Genomic DNA, 15,222 nt, shown 5'->3' on the forward strand with positions numbered 1-15,222 from the left:
GTAACAATTCGGAAGCGCTCCCGAAGGAAGGACCACGGCATCCAGGTCGGGCCCCGCCGTGGCCGGTGAACTCCGGCGGGGTCAGCGCACCTCGACGCCAGCGGCGCGCAGGCCGTCCTTGACCTGGCCGATCGACAGCGTGCCGTAGTGGAAGACGCTGGCGGCCAGCACCGCGTCGGCCCCCGCCTTGGCGGCGTCCACGAAGTGCTGCACCGTGCCCGCCCCGCCCGAGGCGATCACCGGCACGTCCACCACCTCGCGCACCGCGCGAATCATCTCAAGGTCGAAGCCGTCGGTGGTGCCGTCGGCGTCCATCGAGTTCAACAGCACCTCGCCCGCCCCGCGCTCGACGGCCTCCTTGGCCCAGGCGATGGCATCCAACCCGGCGCTGCGACGGCCACCGTGGGTGGTGACCCCGAATCCCGACGGCTGGCCCGCTTCGCGCCGTGCGTCGAGCGAGAGCACCAGCACCTGGTTCCCGAAGCGCTCGGTGATCTCGTTGATCGCCTCGGGACGGCGGATGGCTCCCGTGTTGATCCCCACCTTGTCTGCGCCGCAGCGCAGCAGCGCGTCCACGTCGTCGACGCTGCCCACTCCCCCACCGACGCACAGCGGGATGAAGACGGTCTCGGCGCATCGCGTCACCATCTCGCGGGTGGTGGCGCGCCCCTCGCTCGAGGCGGAGATGTCCAGGAAGACCAGCTCGTCGGCGCCCGCTTCACCGTAGGCGCGCGCCAACTCCACCGGATCACCGGCATCACGCAGATTGGTGAAGTTCACGCCCTTGACGACCCTGCCCCCGTGCACGTCGAGGCAGGGGATGACACGCAGCGCAACACTCATGGGGCGAACCTATCGGGCTGGGCGCGCCCTGCGGTGTCGGGTCTCGCCTTGCGGCACCCCGATCGGCGACGATCAGTACTTGCCCGGGTCCACCGACGGGTCGACGTCGATGGTGCCCTCACCGGGCCACTCCCCGGCGGCCTGCGGCTCGGCCGGGGTGTCGGCCTGCTCGCCGCGGCCCTGCCCGTGGCCGTGGCGGCTCGGCAGCAGGGCCAGGATGCCCACCACGATCGAACCGACGACGAAGCCGATGACGGCCGAGCCGAGGGTATTGGTCAACCACCCCAGCACTCCCGCCACGCTGGCGGGCACGGCGTGGGCGACGAGCTCCTCCATGTGGTGCACGAACTGGTAGGGGGCGTGCAGCCCCAGCTCGTCGGCACCCACCATCAGGATGTGGCCACCCACCCAGAGCATCGCGGCCAGGCCGACGGTGGAGAGGATCTTGAGGATGACGGGCATCGACTTGACCACCAGGGCGCCCGACTTGATGCCCCGCTTGGTCATGCCCAGGCCGATGTCGTCGAGCTTCACGATGATGGCGACCACGCCGTAGACCAGGAAGGTGATCAGCAGGGCCACCACCACCAGGCTGGCGATGCGCGTGAGCAGGGGCTGGTCGGCCACCTCGTTGAGCGAGATCACCATGATCTCGGCGGACAGGATGAAGTCGGTGGTGATGGCGCCCTTCACCATCTTGTCCTCCTGCTCCTTGCCCTCCAGCACCACGGGGGTTCCGGGGTCGCCCCCGGCGCCCTCGCCGTGGCCGTGTCCGGTGAGCATGCCCCAGATCTTGTGGGCGCCCTCGTAGGCCAGGTAGGTACCGCCCAGCATCAGGATCGGGGTGAGCAGCCACGGCAGGTAGATGCTCAGCAGGATCGCCACCGGGAGGATGAAGACGAGCTTGTTGCGGATCGATCCGATCGCGATGCGCTTGATGATCGGCAGTTCGCGGTCGGGGGTGACGCCCTGGACGTACTGCGGGGTCACGGCGGTGTCGTCCACCACCACACCGGTGGCCTTGATGCTCGCCCTGCCGGCCGCGGCACCAACATCGTCCACCGAGGCCGCCGCGATCTTCGCGATCGCCGCCACGTCATCCAGCAGTGCTGCAAGGCCACCGGCCATGGGTGTTCTCCATTTCGGGAAGGTCAGGTCAACGGCTCGGAGGGCAGCGCCGGCCGGGGCCGGACGCCCACGTCGATCGCCACGGCAATGGTAGCGACACCGCAGCAGGTTCAGTCCTCATCCGGATCGAACTCGATGACCCCACGCCGCATGGCATCGATGGCCTCGCGGGCGGTGCGGCGCAGGTCTCCGGGCCCGGCGGCCGCGGCCACCTGACCCAGCATGTCGATCACCTGCCGGACCCATCGCACGAAGTCACCGGCGGGAAGCCCGCAGTGGCCGAGCACCCTGGCCAAGGGCTCGCCATGGGCCCATTCGTAGGCTGCCTCGGCAAAACCGATGTCCGGCTCCCCGGTTCGCTCGAGGCGGAAGTCCCGTTCCACCAGACAGACCCGGCGCCAGGTCTGGCGCAGCTCGTGCTGGGCTGCCTCACTGGCCGCATCGGGCATGCGTGCCATGCGGCCATGTTCCACGCGCCGGGTCTCGTAGACCAGTGAGCTCAGCACCGCCGCCAGCTGTGGCGCGTCGAGCCCGTCGAAGACGCCGTCGCGGATGCACTCGGCCGCCACCAGGTCGAGCTCGGAGTAGAGCCGGGCCAGCATGCGCCCGGCATCGGTGACCTCGTCGTCCTCGCTGCCCAGGTAGCCCAGCGACTCCAGCACCTGGCACAGCTTGTCGAAGCGCTTGGCGATGGTGTTGCTGCGCGCCTGGGCCCGGGCCCTGGCCTGTTGCCGATCACGATCCAGACGCATCGCCCGCTCGGCGAAGCGGGCGTGGCTCTCACGATCGGGGCATTCGTGGCACGGATGCCGCCTGAGTTCGCGCCGCAGCTCGGTGATCTGAGCCGTCAGTTCGGCATCGGCACGGGGACCGCGCCGGGTGTCCAGCTGCGGGTCGAGGGTGTGCAGCTTGTCCAGGAAGGAGGCCGCCAGGTTGCGACGGTGGGCCGGCTGGCGTGGGTCGAACTTGCGCGGAATGCGCAGCTTGCCCACCACTTGGGTGGGGGTCGGGAAGTCACTGGTGGTCAGACGCACCACGTCGCGGCGCTCGGTGACGACCATCGGGTGCGGCTCTCCCCCACGCCCGCCCCGTCGACCGGGATCTATCACCGCGGCCCATCCCTGGTGTCGCCCCGCCGGAACGTGGATGATGTCGCCAGGCTCAAGCGTCATCAGCGACTCGAAGGCCTCTGCACGCTTGTCGGCCTTGCGCATCCGGGCCTGCTCCGCCTCCAGCTCACGCACCTGTTCGCGCAGCCGGGCGTACTCGGTGAAGTCACCCAGATGGCACTGGGCGGCGGCCAGGTAGTCGTCGATGTCGCGTTGGTTGCGGGCCGCCACCGAGGCCATCCCCACCACCGAACGGTCGGTCTGGAACTGTGCGAAGCTCTGCTCCAGCATGGCGCGGGCGCGCTCACGACCCACCCGTCCCACGAGGTTGACGGTCATGTTGTAGGTGGGCGCGAAGGAGCTCTTGAGCGGGTAGGTACGCCGCGAGGCCAGGCCCGCCACGGCCCGCGGGTCCATTCCCGGCTGCCACAGCACCACGGCGTGGCCCTCGACGTCGATGCCGCGTCGGCCCGCGCGGCCGGTGAGCTGGGTGTACTCACCGGGCGTGATGTCGACGTGCCCCTCCCCGTTGTACTTCACCAACTTCTCGATCACCACGGTGCGCGCAGGCATGTTGATGCCCAGCGCCAGCGTCTCGGTGGCGAAGACGATCTTGATCAGCCCAGCAGCGAAACCCTCCTCCACCACGGCCTTGAAGGCGGGCAGCAGGCCGGCATGGTGGGCGGCAATGCCTCGACTCAGGGCCTCCAGGAAGATGTCGTGGTCGAGGGCTCGAAGGTCGGCGGGGGCCATGCCCTGCAGGTGCCGCTCGGCGATCGCGATCAGCTGGCGCGCCTCGTCGTCGCTGGTCAAGTTCACCCCGCTGGCCAGCAGCTGGCGCACTGCCCCGTCACAGCCCTGGCGGCTGAAGACGAAGCAGATCGCCGGCAGCAGCCGGGCGCGCTGCAGCTGCGTGGTCATCACGGCGCGGCTGGGGGTCAGCCGCGGCGCTGGCCGCTGGTCTCGCCCCCTGCCCCGGTCCCGGCGCTCCAGGTGGGCCTTGGCGGCGCCGCCGAACTGCCCCGAGCCGTAGCCAGCATTCTTCTTGCCCTTGCCGGAGCGGCCACGAGGCCGTCGCGAGTCGTCACGGACCGCCTTGGCCTCATTGCGTGCCAGCTTCATCAACTCGGGGTTCACCCGGGAGGCCCGCTCGCTCGGGTCGGCGGCGGCCGTGGGCGCCACCCCGTCGAAGAGGTCGTGGATCTGCTTGCCGACCATCACGTGCTGGTACAGGGGAACCGGACGGCGCTCGGAGATCACCACCTCGACATTGCCGCGCACCTCGTCGAGCCAGTCCCCGAACTCCTCGGTATTGCTCACCGTGGCCGACAGGCTCACCAGCTGGACGCTGGGCGCCAGACCGATGATCACCTCTTCCCAGACCGCGCCGCGGAAGCGGTCGGCCAGGTAGTGCACCTCGTCCATCACCACGTAGCCCAGGTTGTTCAGCGTGGTCGAGTTGGCATAGATCATGTTGCGCAGCACCTCGGTGGTCATCACGACCACCTGCGCCTCGGAGTTGACCGAGGTGTCACCGGTGAGCAGACCCACACGCTCGGCGCCGTGCCGTTGCCCCAGGTCATGGAACTTCTGGTTGCTCAAGGCCTTGATCGGCGTGGTGTAGAAGCACTTCTTGCCGGTGGCCAGGGCGCAGAAGACGGCGAACTCCCCCACCACGGTCTTGCCGGCACCGGTGGGGGCGGCGACGAGCACACCGGCTCCGGCCTCCACCTGGGCGCAGGCCCGCAGCTGGTAGTCGTCCAGGGCGAAGTCATAGCCGGCGGCGAACTGTTCGAGCAGGCTGCCGGGCTCCACCTGGAAGGGGGCCAACGGCCCATCGACCAGCGCGGAGGCATCGTCAGGCACCTGCACCTTGGGCAGCGGGGGCAACTCGTTCTCGTTCATCACCACCGACAGTAGCCGTTGCCACCGACACGACCGCGACACAGCACCCGACTGATCGTCTATCTGCGCTATCATCGCTGCATGGCGATGCAATTGCAGGGGCACGACCCCGGCTCCCCGAACGCGACGACCACGACGGAGCCGGCTGCCTGCCTCTTCCGGGCCCTGTCGGATCGATCCCGGCTGGTGATCCTGCAGCACCTGAGCTTGGGCGAACACCGCGTCGTCGAGCTCACCGGCCACCTGGGCCTGGCACAGTCGACGGTCAGCAAGCACCTGGCCTGCCTGCTCGACTGTGGACTGGTGCAGGTGCGCAGCCAGGGCCGCTCGTCGGTCTACTCCCTGGCAGCACCCGCGCCCACCCTCGCGTTGCTCCAGGCAGCCGAACACCTGCTGGCGGCCACCGACAATGCCGTCGCCCTGTGCCCCGACCACGCAACTGCCAGCCACGAGGAGGGCTGAGATGGGCGCCGGACACGACCACGCGGGCCACACCAGCAATCGCACCCGCCTGGGCATCGCCCTTGCGATCACCTCCACCGTCCTGGTGGCCGAGGTGGTGGGCGCCGCGCTGACCGGGAGCCTGGCCCTGCTGGTGGACGCCGCGCACATGCTCACCGACGCGATGGGCCTGGCGGTGGCACTGGTCGCCGCCCACCTGATGACCCGCGCGGCATCACCACGCCGCACCTGGGGCTGGGCGCGCGCCGAGGTGGTGGCCGCCGCGGCCCAGGCCGCGGTGCTGCTGTGCGTGGGCTGCTATGCCGTCGTCGAGGCCCTGCAGCGACTGGTCTCCCCACCCGAGATCGCACCGCATGGCCTGGCCCTGGTGGGCGCCCTGGGACTGGTGGCCAATCTGGTCTCCCTGGCCGTCCTGGCCGGCGGCCGTGGCGAGAACCTCAACATGCGCGCCGCCTTCCTGGAGGTGGCCAATGACGCCCTCGGCTCGATCGCGGTGCTGGTGGCCGCCGCGGTGATCGCCTGGACCGGCTGGAGCCGTGCAGACTCGGTGGCGGGGCTCGTGGTGGCGGCCCTGATCCTGCCGCGCGCGCTGGTCCTGCTCCGCAACTCCACCTCGATCCTGCTGGAGTCCACGCCGCACGGGCTCGACCTGGCCCAGGTGCGCGAGCACATGCTGGGCCAAGCGCACGTGCTGGGGGTGCACGACCTGCACGCCTCGACGGTGGCCACCGGACTTCCTGTCCTCACCGCCCATGTGGTGCTGGACAACGAATGCTTCTCCGATGGTCATTCCCTGGCCATCCTCGAACAGTTGCAGCAGTGTCTGGCCAGCCATCACGCGGTGAGCATCGAACACTGCACCCTGCAGCTCGAGTCGGCGGCCATCGGGCAGGCGCACCAGGACCACCTGCACCACTGATCGCCCGGCCCAGCCCTTCAGGGCCGGTAGACGTCGATCAGTCCGGGACGCGCGCGCAGCGTCAGGGGCACCCGCCCCAGCTTCTCGCCGTCGGCCATCGCGAACATCTGGCCACGGCTGCCGTCGCGATGCACCAGGTTGCCGTCCAGTTCCACCGTGCTGGCGCGCACGATCTCGACGGCCGGGTGTCCGACGTGGCGGCCCGCGTAGAGCTGCGGGAGCAGGCGCAAGACGTCGTGGCGGGCCAGTGGACCCACCAGCAGTACGTCGAGCAACCCGTCGGTGACGTCGGCGGGCGGCACGATGTGCATGCCTCCCCCGAACCACCCCGCATTCGCCACCGCGACCAGCACCGACTGCAGCTCCCTCGGCCGTCCGTCCAGGGTGATGCGGTAGTCGAAGGGCACGAAGCGCGCCAGCTCGGCCAGCGCGATGGCGCCATAGGCCAGCGGCCCCAGCGGCCCGATCGGATAACGGAAATTGTTGGTGGCAAGGTTGACCACGGCGTCGTAACCAGTGGAGACCACGGAACCGACGAAGCGCCGCTCGGCTCCCCCTTCGAGCTTGCCGCGAGCCTCGGCCAGGTCGACCCGCTGGGTACGTCCCGCGACGATGGCCAGCGTCGCCGCCTTCGCATCCACCGGAATCCCCACGCCACGGCAGAAGTCATTGCCGGTGCCGGCCGGGATCACGCCCAGCGGAACGGCCAGCCCCGCATCGTGCGCCTCGGCGCAGGCATTCAGCCCCAGGTGGGCCATGCCGTCGCCGCCCATCACCACCAGGCTGTCCCCGGCCCCGGGGCGAGCGCTCAGGGCCGCCGCCAGGGTCGCCTGGCGGGCATCGTCGTAGTTGGTGGTGGTGTGCACCTCCACGCGAACACGTTCGATCGTCGCCAGGGTGTTGCGGACCTTGGGCAGCAGCCGTCGCGCCCGGCCGCGCCCAGAACTGGGATTGACCACCAGATGGATGGTCCGTGCAGTGCTCATCAAGGCATCAATAGGTCAACTGCACGTCGAGTTCCTTGGCCTCCTGCACGGCCTTGCGCTTGTCATGCCGACGGGAAATGAGCTCGGCCACCACGTAGAGGAAGCCCATCGGCATGGCCATCGCCAACATCGAGAAGGGGTCGGTGGAAGGGGTGGCCACGGCGGCGAAGACGAAACAGCCGAAGAGCGCCGCCGAACGTGCCTTGCCCAGCTGCTCGCCAGTGACCACTCCCATCAGGTTGAGCGTCACCAGCACCACCGGCAGCAGGAAGGAGACGCCGAACAGCGTCAACAGCTTGATCTCGTTGACCAGGAAGGTCGGGGCGTCCAGCAGGGCCAGGGCGTCGGAGTTCTCCGGCACGAAGCCGATCATCACCTCATAGCCCTTGGGGGTGACGAAGTATCCGGTCACCACGCCCGCGAGGAAGAGCGGGATCGCGGCGGCCAGGAAGGTGAGCGCCCATCGGCGCTCCTTCGACAGCAGGCCGGGCGCGATGAAGGCCCACAGCTGGTAGAGCCAGATCGGGCAGGTGAGGAGCAGGCCGGCGAAACCACCGGTCTGCAGCTTCATGATGAAGGGCGACGAGACACCCTGGTAGGTGGTGTGCATCACCAGGTCGGGACGATCGGCCTGCAGGTTGCGACGAGCCTCGTGGTAGGGCCACATCACCACGTCGAGCAGGGTGTCGATGAAGAACCAGCAGACGATGGCGCCCACCACCACGGCGATGGCCGAGACGATCACCCGGTAGCGCAACTCGCGCAGGTGGTCCACCAGGGCCATGGACCCGTCCTCGGGCATGGCCGGTGGCTTCAACCAGGACAGGTTGAAGCGACGCTTGGCGGTGCTGGACACGGGTGTGGCAGGCCTGGGCTCAGAGGTTGCCGAGGTTGTTGCGCTCGGCCTGGATCTCGGCCTCGGTCGGGCCGTCCACCTTGGTCACCGGATCGGCCTTGCCCTGCTCCACGGCCTTCTTGTCACCGTCACGAAGCCCCGCGGTCTCCTCCTTGAACTCGCGGATGGCGCGCCCCGTGCCCTTGCCGATGCCGGCCAGCCGGGAACCACCGAACAGCAGCAAGGCCACGATGAGGAGGATGACCCACTCCATGCCACCGGGGAGTCCAGCGATCAGTGCGTGCATGTCAGATGCCTTTCATTCCTGCGGCCGGGGTGGCCGCCCTGCCATCGTAGGGGTACCAGCGCCGTCGGCCCTGCTGGGCCCGGCGGTCGCGCCGGTCTTCCCGGTCGCTGGCAACTGTAGCTCCCCCAGCACCGTGAGCAGGTCGCCCAGGGTGCGTCCCTGGTGGGACAACTCCTGCAGCAGGGCACGCCCCTTGCGCCACAGGCGCCAGCCGCACCCGGCCACCATCGCCAGCCAGGCGATGCCGATACCGGTCCACAGCAGCAGCCACCCCATCAGCGAGCCTCGTCTGCGTGGAACAGTCGGTTCAGCTCCAGGGCCTCGGAAGCCACCCGGGCGGCCTCCTGGGCGGCACCGGCCGGCTCCACCACCCGCACCTGGTCCCCCAGCCGCAACAGCAAGGACAGCAGCCATCCGGGGCTGCTCACCGGTAGAACTGCCACCAAATGTTCATCGTGGGTTTGCGAAGGGTGCACGTCCACGGTCGGGTAGTACTCGGTGATCCAGGCCGCCTCGGGTGCCAGCTCCAGCGTGACCCGGTCCGTCTGCGGGCCGAACCATCCGGGCACCGGCGCCGGTGGGCTGCCGTGCTCGGCCCCCGGCTCGCCGGTCGGTTCGGCCTCGACAATCCGGTCGATCCGGTAGGTCCGCCAGGCATCACGCTCCAGGCTCCAGGCCTGCAGGTAGGCCGCGCCGTCGCGCAGGTCGATGCGCGCCGGGTCCACCACCGGCGTCGAGGTACGGCCGCGCGCCAGCCCGTCGTAGACCAGGCGCACCCGCTGGCCCTGGTCGATGGCGGTGGTGAGCACCTCGCGCACCCCCTCGTCACCGCTGGCGACGCTGATGGCGACGCGCTCGGACTCGCCCTGGGCGGTCAGCGCCTCCAACTTGGACAGGGCGCTCGCGACGGCCTGGGCCGTCTGTCCACTGGCCACCTCCGCCACGGCCCGCAGCGCCACCACCAGGCTCATCGCCTCGTCCAGGGTGAAGCGCATCGGCCGGCTCAGGTAGTCGGCATTGGTGAGGTGGATCGTGCCCTGCTCTGCCGCGGCATCCATGTCGATCTCGATCAGGTCACCCGGCAGCCCGCCGGGCAGGCCACACATCCACAACACCTTCAGGTCCTTGTGCAGCTGCGCGGGCGTCACCCCGAAGGCCTGGGCCGCCTCGGTCACCGCGATGCCCGGGTGTGCCTGCAGGTAGGGCACCAGGGCCAGCAGCCGGCTCACCTGTTCTGCCGAGGTGCTCATGCCTGCTCCTGTCCACGTGCGGCGGCCACCACTCCGCGCAGCTGGTGCAACACCCTGTCTCGCAACCGGGCCGGCTCCAGCACGACGGCATTGGCCCCCGCGGCACACACCTCGGCGGCCAGTTCGGCCTCGTTGCCACACGGCACCCGCCAGGCGGCGAAACCGGCTGGCAACGGGCGTGGCACCTCGATCCGTTCGGAACGGCGTGTCATGGCAGGTGCATGACCCTCGCGCACCGCAACCACCGCGGTGGCGTCCGGTCCGGCTGGCTCCAGCCGTCGGGCCATCTCGGCCAGGTCGACGTCGGGCACCTGGTAGGCCTCCCGCTCGGGGTGCAGGCGCGGCTCGCCGCTGATGCGCCCCATCTTGAACATGCGCGGTTCACCGCGGCTCAGGTCATGGCCCATCACGTACCAGCGGCCCTTGCGCCAGGTGACATTCCACGGCTCCAGCACCCGCTCCTCGCTGCCGCCGCGGTACCGGAAACTGACCCGGCGACGCTGCAGGGTGGCCTGCCAGATGGTCTCGAAGGCAGGTTCCACGGCCGTCACCGTCGGTTCCAGCGCGGCCAACCGGTCGGTGTCGGGCTCGACGCCGGTGGCGCGCAACTTGGTGAGCGCATTGACGGTCTGCTCGGCGGCACTGGCCTGCTGCCACACCTGCGCGGCGGCGCCCAGCACCGTCGCCTCGGCCGGGGTGAACTCCACCGGCGGGAACTCGAAGTCCGCCCGCCGGATGCGGTAACCCGGCTCGTCGTCGAAGAAGGCCTCGTTGTGACCGGTCTCCACCGGGACGCCCATGGCGCGCAGTTCATCCTTGTCGCGTTCGAAGGTGCGCTCGAAGGTGGCATCGCTCATGTCCTGGTAGCCCTCGACCACCTCGCGGATCTGGCTCTTGGGCAGGAAACGGCGGGCCGAGAGCAGGCAGATCGTGAGGTTCACGATACGTTCGCTCTTGCGGGGTGCCATGGGTGACCTTCTGCCGAGGGGACACAGTGTGCAGGACGCCCTCGAGGCTACCAGCGGGCCACGATGACACTCGGCCGGCAGGTGGCGAGCGGCCCCGCCAGTCAGGGCTGCACCAGCCAGCAAGGACTCCACCAGCGGGAGGTGAGCCGATGGACCGGCCAGGAGCGGGACGTTTCGCGCCCTCGCCCACCAGCGACCTCCACCTGGGCAACCTGCGCACGGCCCTGTTGGCCTGGTTGTGGGCCCGCAGCCAAGGACGCGACTTCCTGTTGCGCATCGAAGACCTCGACCAGCAGCGCGTGGCCGCCGCCCCCGAGGTGGCCCGACGCCAGCTCGACGACCTGCAGGCCCTGGGCCTCGACTGGGATCCGCCGGTGGTTCGCCAAGGCGAACGCATCGAGCTCTACCGTCAGGCCATCGCGGGCCTGGAGACCTACGAGTGTTTCTGCACGCGGCGTGAGATCGCCGAGGCCTCGCAGGCCCCCAACGGCGGGCCCGGCGCCACCAGTTGGCGTCCCTACCCCGGAACCTGTGCCCGGTTGACCAGCTTCCAACGTGACCAGCGCAGGCTCACCCGCGCCCCGGCCCTGCGGGTGCGAGCCCACGACGCGCGGCAGACGGTGCACGACGTGCATGCCGGCAGCATCACCGGCCCGGTGGACGACTTCGTGCTGCAACGCGCCGATGGCACCCCTGCCTACAACCTCGCCGTCGTGGTGGACGACGGCCTGCAGGGCATCACCCAGGTGACCCGGGGCGACGACCTGCTCGACTCGGCGCCGCGTCAGGCCTGGCTGGCGCGCCAGTTGGGCCATCCCGTGCCCGAATACGTGCACGTCTCGCTCGCCCTCAATGCGCAGGGCAAGCGCTTGGCCAAGCGTGACGGTGCGGTGACACTGGCAGACCTGCAGGCCCACGGCGTCGGTGCCTCACAGGTGCTGCGTCGGTTGTGCCGCTCCGCCGGCCTTCCCGAGGCCGATACCGCGGCCGAGGTGCTCGCGGCCCTGGCCCCGGGCCAGCTGGACAATCCGCTGGTCTGGCGGGCCTGGACCGTCGCCTGAGGGCCTGGTCTCACCCAACCTGAGTCACCCAGCCCGCGTCACTGGGCCCAGGTCACTGGGGAACCTGCGCGGCGTCCTGGGCGTAGAGCAGGTCGATGACGTAGACGACGGTCGCCTTGCCCGGAACCTTGCCCTGACCCTGGTCGCCGTAGGCCTGCGACGGCGGGGCCACCAGCAGCACCCGGCTGCCGGTGGTCTGCCCGACCAGGCCCTTCTTCCACGCGGGGATCAGCTCGTTGAGCGGGCCGGTCTCCTCACCGGTGGCGTAGGTGTCCTGCAGGAGCTTGCCGTCGGCCCAGTTGTAGCTGCGGTAGTTCACGGTGATGGCGTCATTGGCCTTCACCTTGCGGCCCTCGCCCTTGACCAGCGGCTGGGTCAACAGCTCGGTGGGCGCATCGGACTTGGGAATGGTGACCGCCGGAACGCCCTTGGCGTCGTCCTTCACGGTCGGCAGCCCGGCCTTGGGCGGCACGGCCTTGCCGGTGGGCTTGGTGTACGGGGTGGAGAGGACGTCGATCGTGAAGACCAGGTTGTCGCCCTTCTCGATGCCGGCGGCCTGGTTGCCCCCGGTGGCGTCATAGCCGTCGGCGCCGGTCATCATGACCAGCACGCGGCTTCCCACCTTCTGGCCCTCCAGGGCCTTCTTGAAACCGGCCACCACGCCGTTGAGCGGGAAGGTCGCGGTCTGGCCGCGGCTGAAGGACTCGTCGAAGACCTTGCCGGTGCGCGCATTGACGCCCTGGTAGTTCACCTCGACGGTGCCGTCCTTGGGCACCGCCGGTCCGGTGCCCTGCTTGAGCACCTTCACCTGGGTTTTCTGCACCGCCAGCGGCCACTGACCGGTCACCTTGGGGGCCTTGCCCGGATCGGTGGGGGCAACCTTGAGGGCCGACAGGTCCTTGATGACGGTCGGCTTCTTGGTGGGCGTGGGCTTGGCGCTGGGCGTGGCCTTCGCGCTGGGGGTGGCGGATGCGGCAGGCGTGGCGGAGGTCGCCGAGGAGCCCGCGGCGGGCGCCGACGAGGCAGCCGCACTGCTGCTGGCAGTCGTCTGGGTGGTCTCGTCACCGCCGCAGGCGGCCAGCGAGAGGCTCAGCCCAAGCGCCAGGCTGGCGGCACCCGCGCGTCGGCGAGCACGAGTGCGGACGTCCCCGGACTGGGGCTGCATGGTCTGCGAGAAGAGAAGCACGGGTCGAGACTACCCGAGCTCGCTGGGCCCCCACGATCGTCGTCGCGTGGCGAAGCTGCTCGACGCGGCGCGGCGCGGTTCGTCGGCCATCCGGCCCAGCAGTGTCTCCACGGCCTGGTCCCTGGTGGTGGAGGCGTCGTCCACCACCACCGTGCCGTCGGCCAGGTCGTGGCAGGAGAAGCGCATCCAGTCCACCTGGTGTTCCCGCTGGTACTGCTGCGCGACGGTGAGGAAGGCCGAACGCAGGGCAGCACGCGTGGTGGACGGCGGCTCGTCGACGGCCCGGTGCGCCGCCTCCGGCGCCAACCAGTGCCAGACCTGGCCGCGCTGCTCGCTGATGCGCGCCAGCCCCTGCCCCTCGACGATGTCGTGCCAGGCCAGGTCCAGCTGGGCCAGCCGCGGATCGTCGTCGGTCAGCTGGTGGCGGGCGCGTTGGGCCTGCAACAGACGGTGCTTGGCCACCCAGTCGACGTGGCCCGCCAACCGTTCGGGAGCCCGGTCCTCCAGGGCCCGCAGGACCCCGTCCCACAACCGGTGCACCTCGGCCAGCTCCTCGTCGTCGACGAAGGCCTCCGCCGCCTGCCAGCAGAGCCGCTGCACCTCGAGCGTGCTGTGACCGGCGCTGGTGACGGCACGCTGCCCGCCCAGATCGGTGGAGACCTCCCGAATGGTTCGTCCCGGCTCGGGCACCTGCACGCCCGCGAATCGCTCACCGGCCTCGACGGCCCGCAGCACCAACTCCATCGACCCCACGCGCAGCAGCGTGCTGTGGTCCAGCATCGTCGAGTCGCCGACGATCACGTGCAACCGACGGAAGCGCTGGGCATCGGCGTGGGGTTCGTCGCGGGTGTTGACCATCGGGCGCGAGCGGGTGGTGCCCGAACCGAGCGGATCCCACATGTGGGCCGCGCGCTGCGACAGCACGAAACGGCCAGTCCCCGAGCGGTCTCGCTGCCAGTGTCCGGCGCCGCAGATCAGCTGGCGGGTGGTGAGGAAGGGCACCAGCGCCTGCACCATCGCCTCCAGGCTCGAGGTGCGCGCCACCTGGAAGTTCTCGTGGCTGCCGTAGGAGTTCCCGTGCGAGTCGACATTGTTCTTGAAGATCGCGATGGTGGCCGCCAGCCCCTGCTCGGCCAGGGCCTCCCGGGCCCGGCCGGCCAGCCGTGACAGGATCAGGTCTCCGGCCCGGTCCTGCGCAATGAGCTCCGCGAGGGTGCTGCACTCAGCGGTGGCGTACTCGGGGTGGGATCCGACGTCCAGGTAGAGCCGCCCGCCATTGCGCAGGAAGACGCTGGTGGCCGCATTGGCCTGCACCACCGGTTCGAAGAGCACCCGGGAAGCCTCGTCCGACGACAGACGCCGCCACCCCACCGGGGAGGCGGCGTCCAGGGGACGTACCCGAACCTGCAGCCCGTACTCGGTCTCCAGTCCACGTACTCGCACCATCGCTTCGCTCAGCGCCTCACATCTTCACCAGGTCGAGCAGGGCCCCCAGCTCGTCGCGGGTCAGTTCGCGTGCCTCGCCGATCGGCAGCTGGCCCAACCGGACCGGACCGATCGCGGTGCGGCTGAGCTTGCGCACGGGATGGGCGATCGAGTCCATCATGCGACGCACGATGCGGTTGCGCCCCTCGTGCAGGGTGACCTCCACCAGCGAGCGCTTCTCCGAGCGCATCACGAGCTTCACCTTGTCGGGCTTGACCGGACCGTCGTCCAGCCGCAGGCCCTTCTCCAGACGGCGCAGGGTCTTGTTGTCCAGGAAGCCCTCCACCTCAGCCAGGTAGGTCTTGGGCACCTTGTAGCTGGGGTGCGCCATGCGGTGGGCGAACTCCCCGTCATTGGTGAGCAGGATCAGACCCTCGGTGTCGGTGTCGAGGCGGCCGATGTGGAACAGGCGCAGCTGCTTCCAGGCCTGCTTGTCGAACTCGATGTCGCCCAGCGTGGGGCGGCCCTCCGGGTCCTCCATGGTGGACACCACGCCGCGCGGCTTGTTCACCACCAGGTAGGCATTGCGGCGGGGCGGCGGGATCCGCATCCCGTCGACGCGGATGGTGTCACGCTCGGGGTGGACGCGGATTCCCTGCTCGGTGACCAGGGCGCCGTTCACCTCGACGCGGCCATCGGCGATCATGATCTCGGCGTGGCGTCGCGATGCGAGGCCGGCATTGGCCAGCACCTTCTGCAGCCGGATACCCTCCCCCTCGACAGGCTCGGGGGTCGTGGCCTCGGGCTCCGGAGACATGGTCTCGGGCTCGGGGGTGGT

General features: G+C 69.8%; 15 protein-coding genes. 3 read left to right on the forward strand and 12 right to left on the reverse strand.

Annotated elements, in window-relative coordinates:
• Window positions 1-81: 81 nt before the first annotated feature.
• The 3 genes from hisF to ACOAMO_RS14950 all read right to left on the reverse strand — a co-directional run bounded on the left by hisF (window position 82) and on the right by ACOAMO_RS14950 (window position 4,985).
• A complete protein-coding gene (gene hisF, locus ACOAMO_RS14940) occupies window positions 82-843 on the reverse strand; it encodes an imidazole glycerol phosphate synthase subunit HisF (RefSeq protein ID WP_420175528.1) in 762 nt (253 codons plus the stop codon).
• A 72-nt stretch (window positions 844-915) separates the two neighbouring features.
• Window positions 916-1,971 (reverse strand): DUF808 domain-containing protein, encoded by a 1,056-nt coding sequence (locus tag ACOAMO_RS14945; protein WP_420175529.1) that lies wholly within the window; start codon window positions 1,969-1,971, stop codon window positions 916-918.
• Between the two features lie 110 nt (window positions 1,972-2,081).
• The gene (locus tag ACOAMO_RS14950) at window positions 2,082-4,985 is read right to left on the reverse strand and encodes a DEAD/DEAH box helicase (protein WP_420175530.1); all 2,904 of its coding nucleotides are present in this window, start codon (window positions 4,983-4,985) and stop codon (window positions 2,082-2,084) included.
• Window positions 4,986-5,072: 87 nt separating this feature from the next.
• Here ACOAMO_RS14950 and ACOAMO_RS14955 point away from each other — a divergent pair, with 87 nt between their 5' ends.
• Complete coding sequence (locus ACOAMO_RS14955) at window positions 5,073-5,447, forward strand: ArsR/SmtB family transcription factor (protein ID WP_420177067.1); 375 nt, start codon at window positions 5,073-5,075, stop codon at window positions 5,445-5,447.
• A gap of 1 nt (window position 5,448) precedes the next feature.
• Window positions 5,449-6,366 (forward strand): cation diffusion facilitator family transporter, encoded by a 918-nt coding sequence (locus ACOAMO_RS14960; RefSeq protein ID WP_420175531.1) that lies wholly within the window; start codon window positions 5,449-5,451, stop codon window positions 6,364-6,366.
• 17 nt (window positions 6,367-6,383) lie between these two features.
• On the opposite strand, the gene ACOAMO_RS14965 is transcribed toward ACOAMO_RS14960, so the two are convergent.
• The 6 genes from ACOAMO_RS14965 to ACOAMO_RS14990 are packed head-to-tail and all read right to left on the reverse strand — an operon-like array spanning window position 6,384 to window position 10,712.
• Entirely contained in the window at window positions 6,384-7,352 is a 969-nt protein-coding gene (locus ACOAMO_RS14965) for a diacylglycerol/lipid kinase family protein (protein ID WP_420175532.1), read from the reverse strand.
• 7 nt (window positions 7,353-7,359) lie between these two features.
• The gene (tatC, locus tag ACOAMO_RS14970; protein ID WP_420175533.1) at window positions 7,360-8,208 is read right to left on the reverse strand and encodes a twin-arginine translocase subunit TatC; all 849 of its coding nucleotides are present in this window, start codon (window positions 8,206-8,208) and stop codon (window positions 7,360-7,362) included.
• Between the two features lie 19 nt (window positions 8,209-8,227).
• Complete coding sequence (locus tag ACOAMO_RS14975) at window positions 8,228-8,494, reverse strand: twin-arginine translocase TatA/TatE family subunit (RefSeq protein ID WP_420175534.1); 267 nt, start codon at window positions 8,492-8,494, stop codon at window positions 8,228-8,230.
• Between the two features lie 12 nt (window positions 8,495-8,506).
• Window positions 8,507-8,770 carry a hypothetical protein gene (locus ACOAMO_RS14980; protein ID WP_420175535.1) on the reverse strand — a complete coding sequence of 88 codons (264 nt, stop codon included), beginning with the start codon at window positions 8,768-8,770 and terminating at the stop codon, window positions 8,507-8,509.
• Window positions 8,770-9,744 carry a helix-turn-helix transcriptional regulator gene (locus ACOAMO_RS14985; RefSeq protein ID WP_420175536.1) on the reverse strand — a complete coding sequence of 325 codons (975 nt, stop codon included), beginning with the start codon at window positions 9,742-9,744 and terminating at the stop codon, window positions 8,770-8,772. Before ACOAMO_RS14985 ends, ACOAMO_RS14980 begins: the two co-directional genes overlap by 1 nt.
• Window positions 9,741-10,712, reverse strand: a complete 972-nt coding sequence (locus ACOAMO_RS14990) for a helix-turn-helix transcriptional regulator (protein ID WP_420175537.1) — start codon at window positions 10,710-10,712, stop codon at window positions 9,741-9,743. The genes ACOAMO_RS14985 and ACOAMO_RS14990 overlap by 4 nt, the downstream gene beginning before the upstream one ends.
• A 149-nt stretch (window positions 10,713-10,861) precedes the next feature.
• On the opposite strand from ACOAMO_RS14990, the gene gluQRS reads away from it, so the two are divergent.
• Entirely contained in the window at window positions 10,862-11,773 is a 912-nt protein-coding gene (gene gluQRS / locus ACOAMO_RS14995) for a tRNA glutamyl-Q(34) synthetase GluQRS (protein ID WP_420175538.1), read from the forward strand.
• A gap of 52 nt (window positions 11,774-11,825) precedes the next feature.
• On the opposite strand, the gene ACOAMO_RS15000 is transcribed toward gluQRS, so the two are convergent.
• The 3 genes from ACOAMO_RS15000 to ACOAMO_RS15010 are packed head-to-tail and all read right to left on the reverse strand — an operon-like array spanning window position 11,826 to window position 15,201.
• Window positions 11,826-12,959, reverse strand: coding sequence for an FKBP-type peptidyl-prolyl cis-trans isomerase (locus ACOAMO_RS15000; protein WP_420175539.1), 1,134 nt, complete (start codon window positions 12,957-12,959; stop codon window positions 11,826-11,828).
• Window positions 12,960-12,968: 9 nt separating this feature from the next.
• Complete coding sequence (locus ACOAMO_RS15005) at window positions 12,969-14,405, reverse strand: proteasome accessory factor PafA2 family protein (RefSeq protein WP_420175540.1); 1,437 nt, start codon at window positions 14,403-14,405, stop codon at window positions 12,969-12,971.
• A 16-nt stretch (window positions 14,406-14,421) separates the two neighbouring features.
• A complete protein-coding gene (locus tag ACOAMO_RS15010) occupies window positions 14,422-15,201 on the reverse strand; it encodes a pseudouridine synthase (RefSeq protein WP_420177068.1) in 780 nt (259 codons plus the stop codon).
• Window positions 15,202-15,222: the final 21 nt, after the last annotated feature.

Source organism: Luteococcus struthionis, assembly GCF_048595755.1.
Classification (GTDB): Bacteria; Actinomycetota; Actinomycetes; order Propionibacteriales; family Propionibacteriaceae; genus Luteococcus.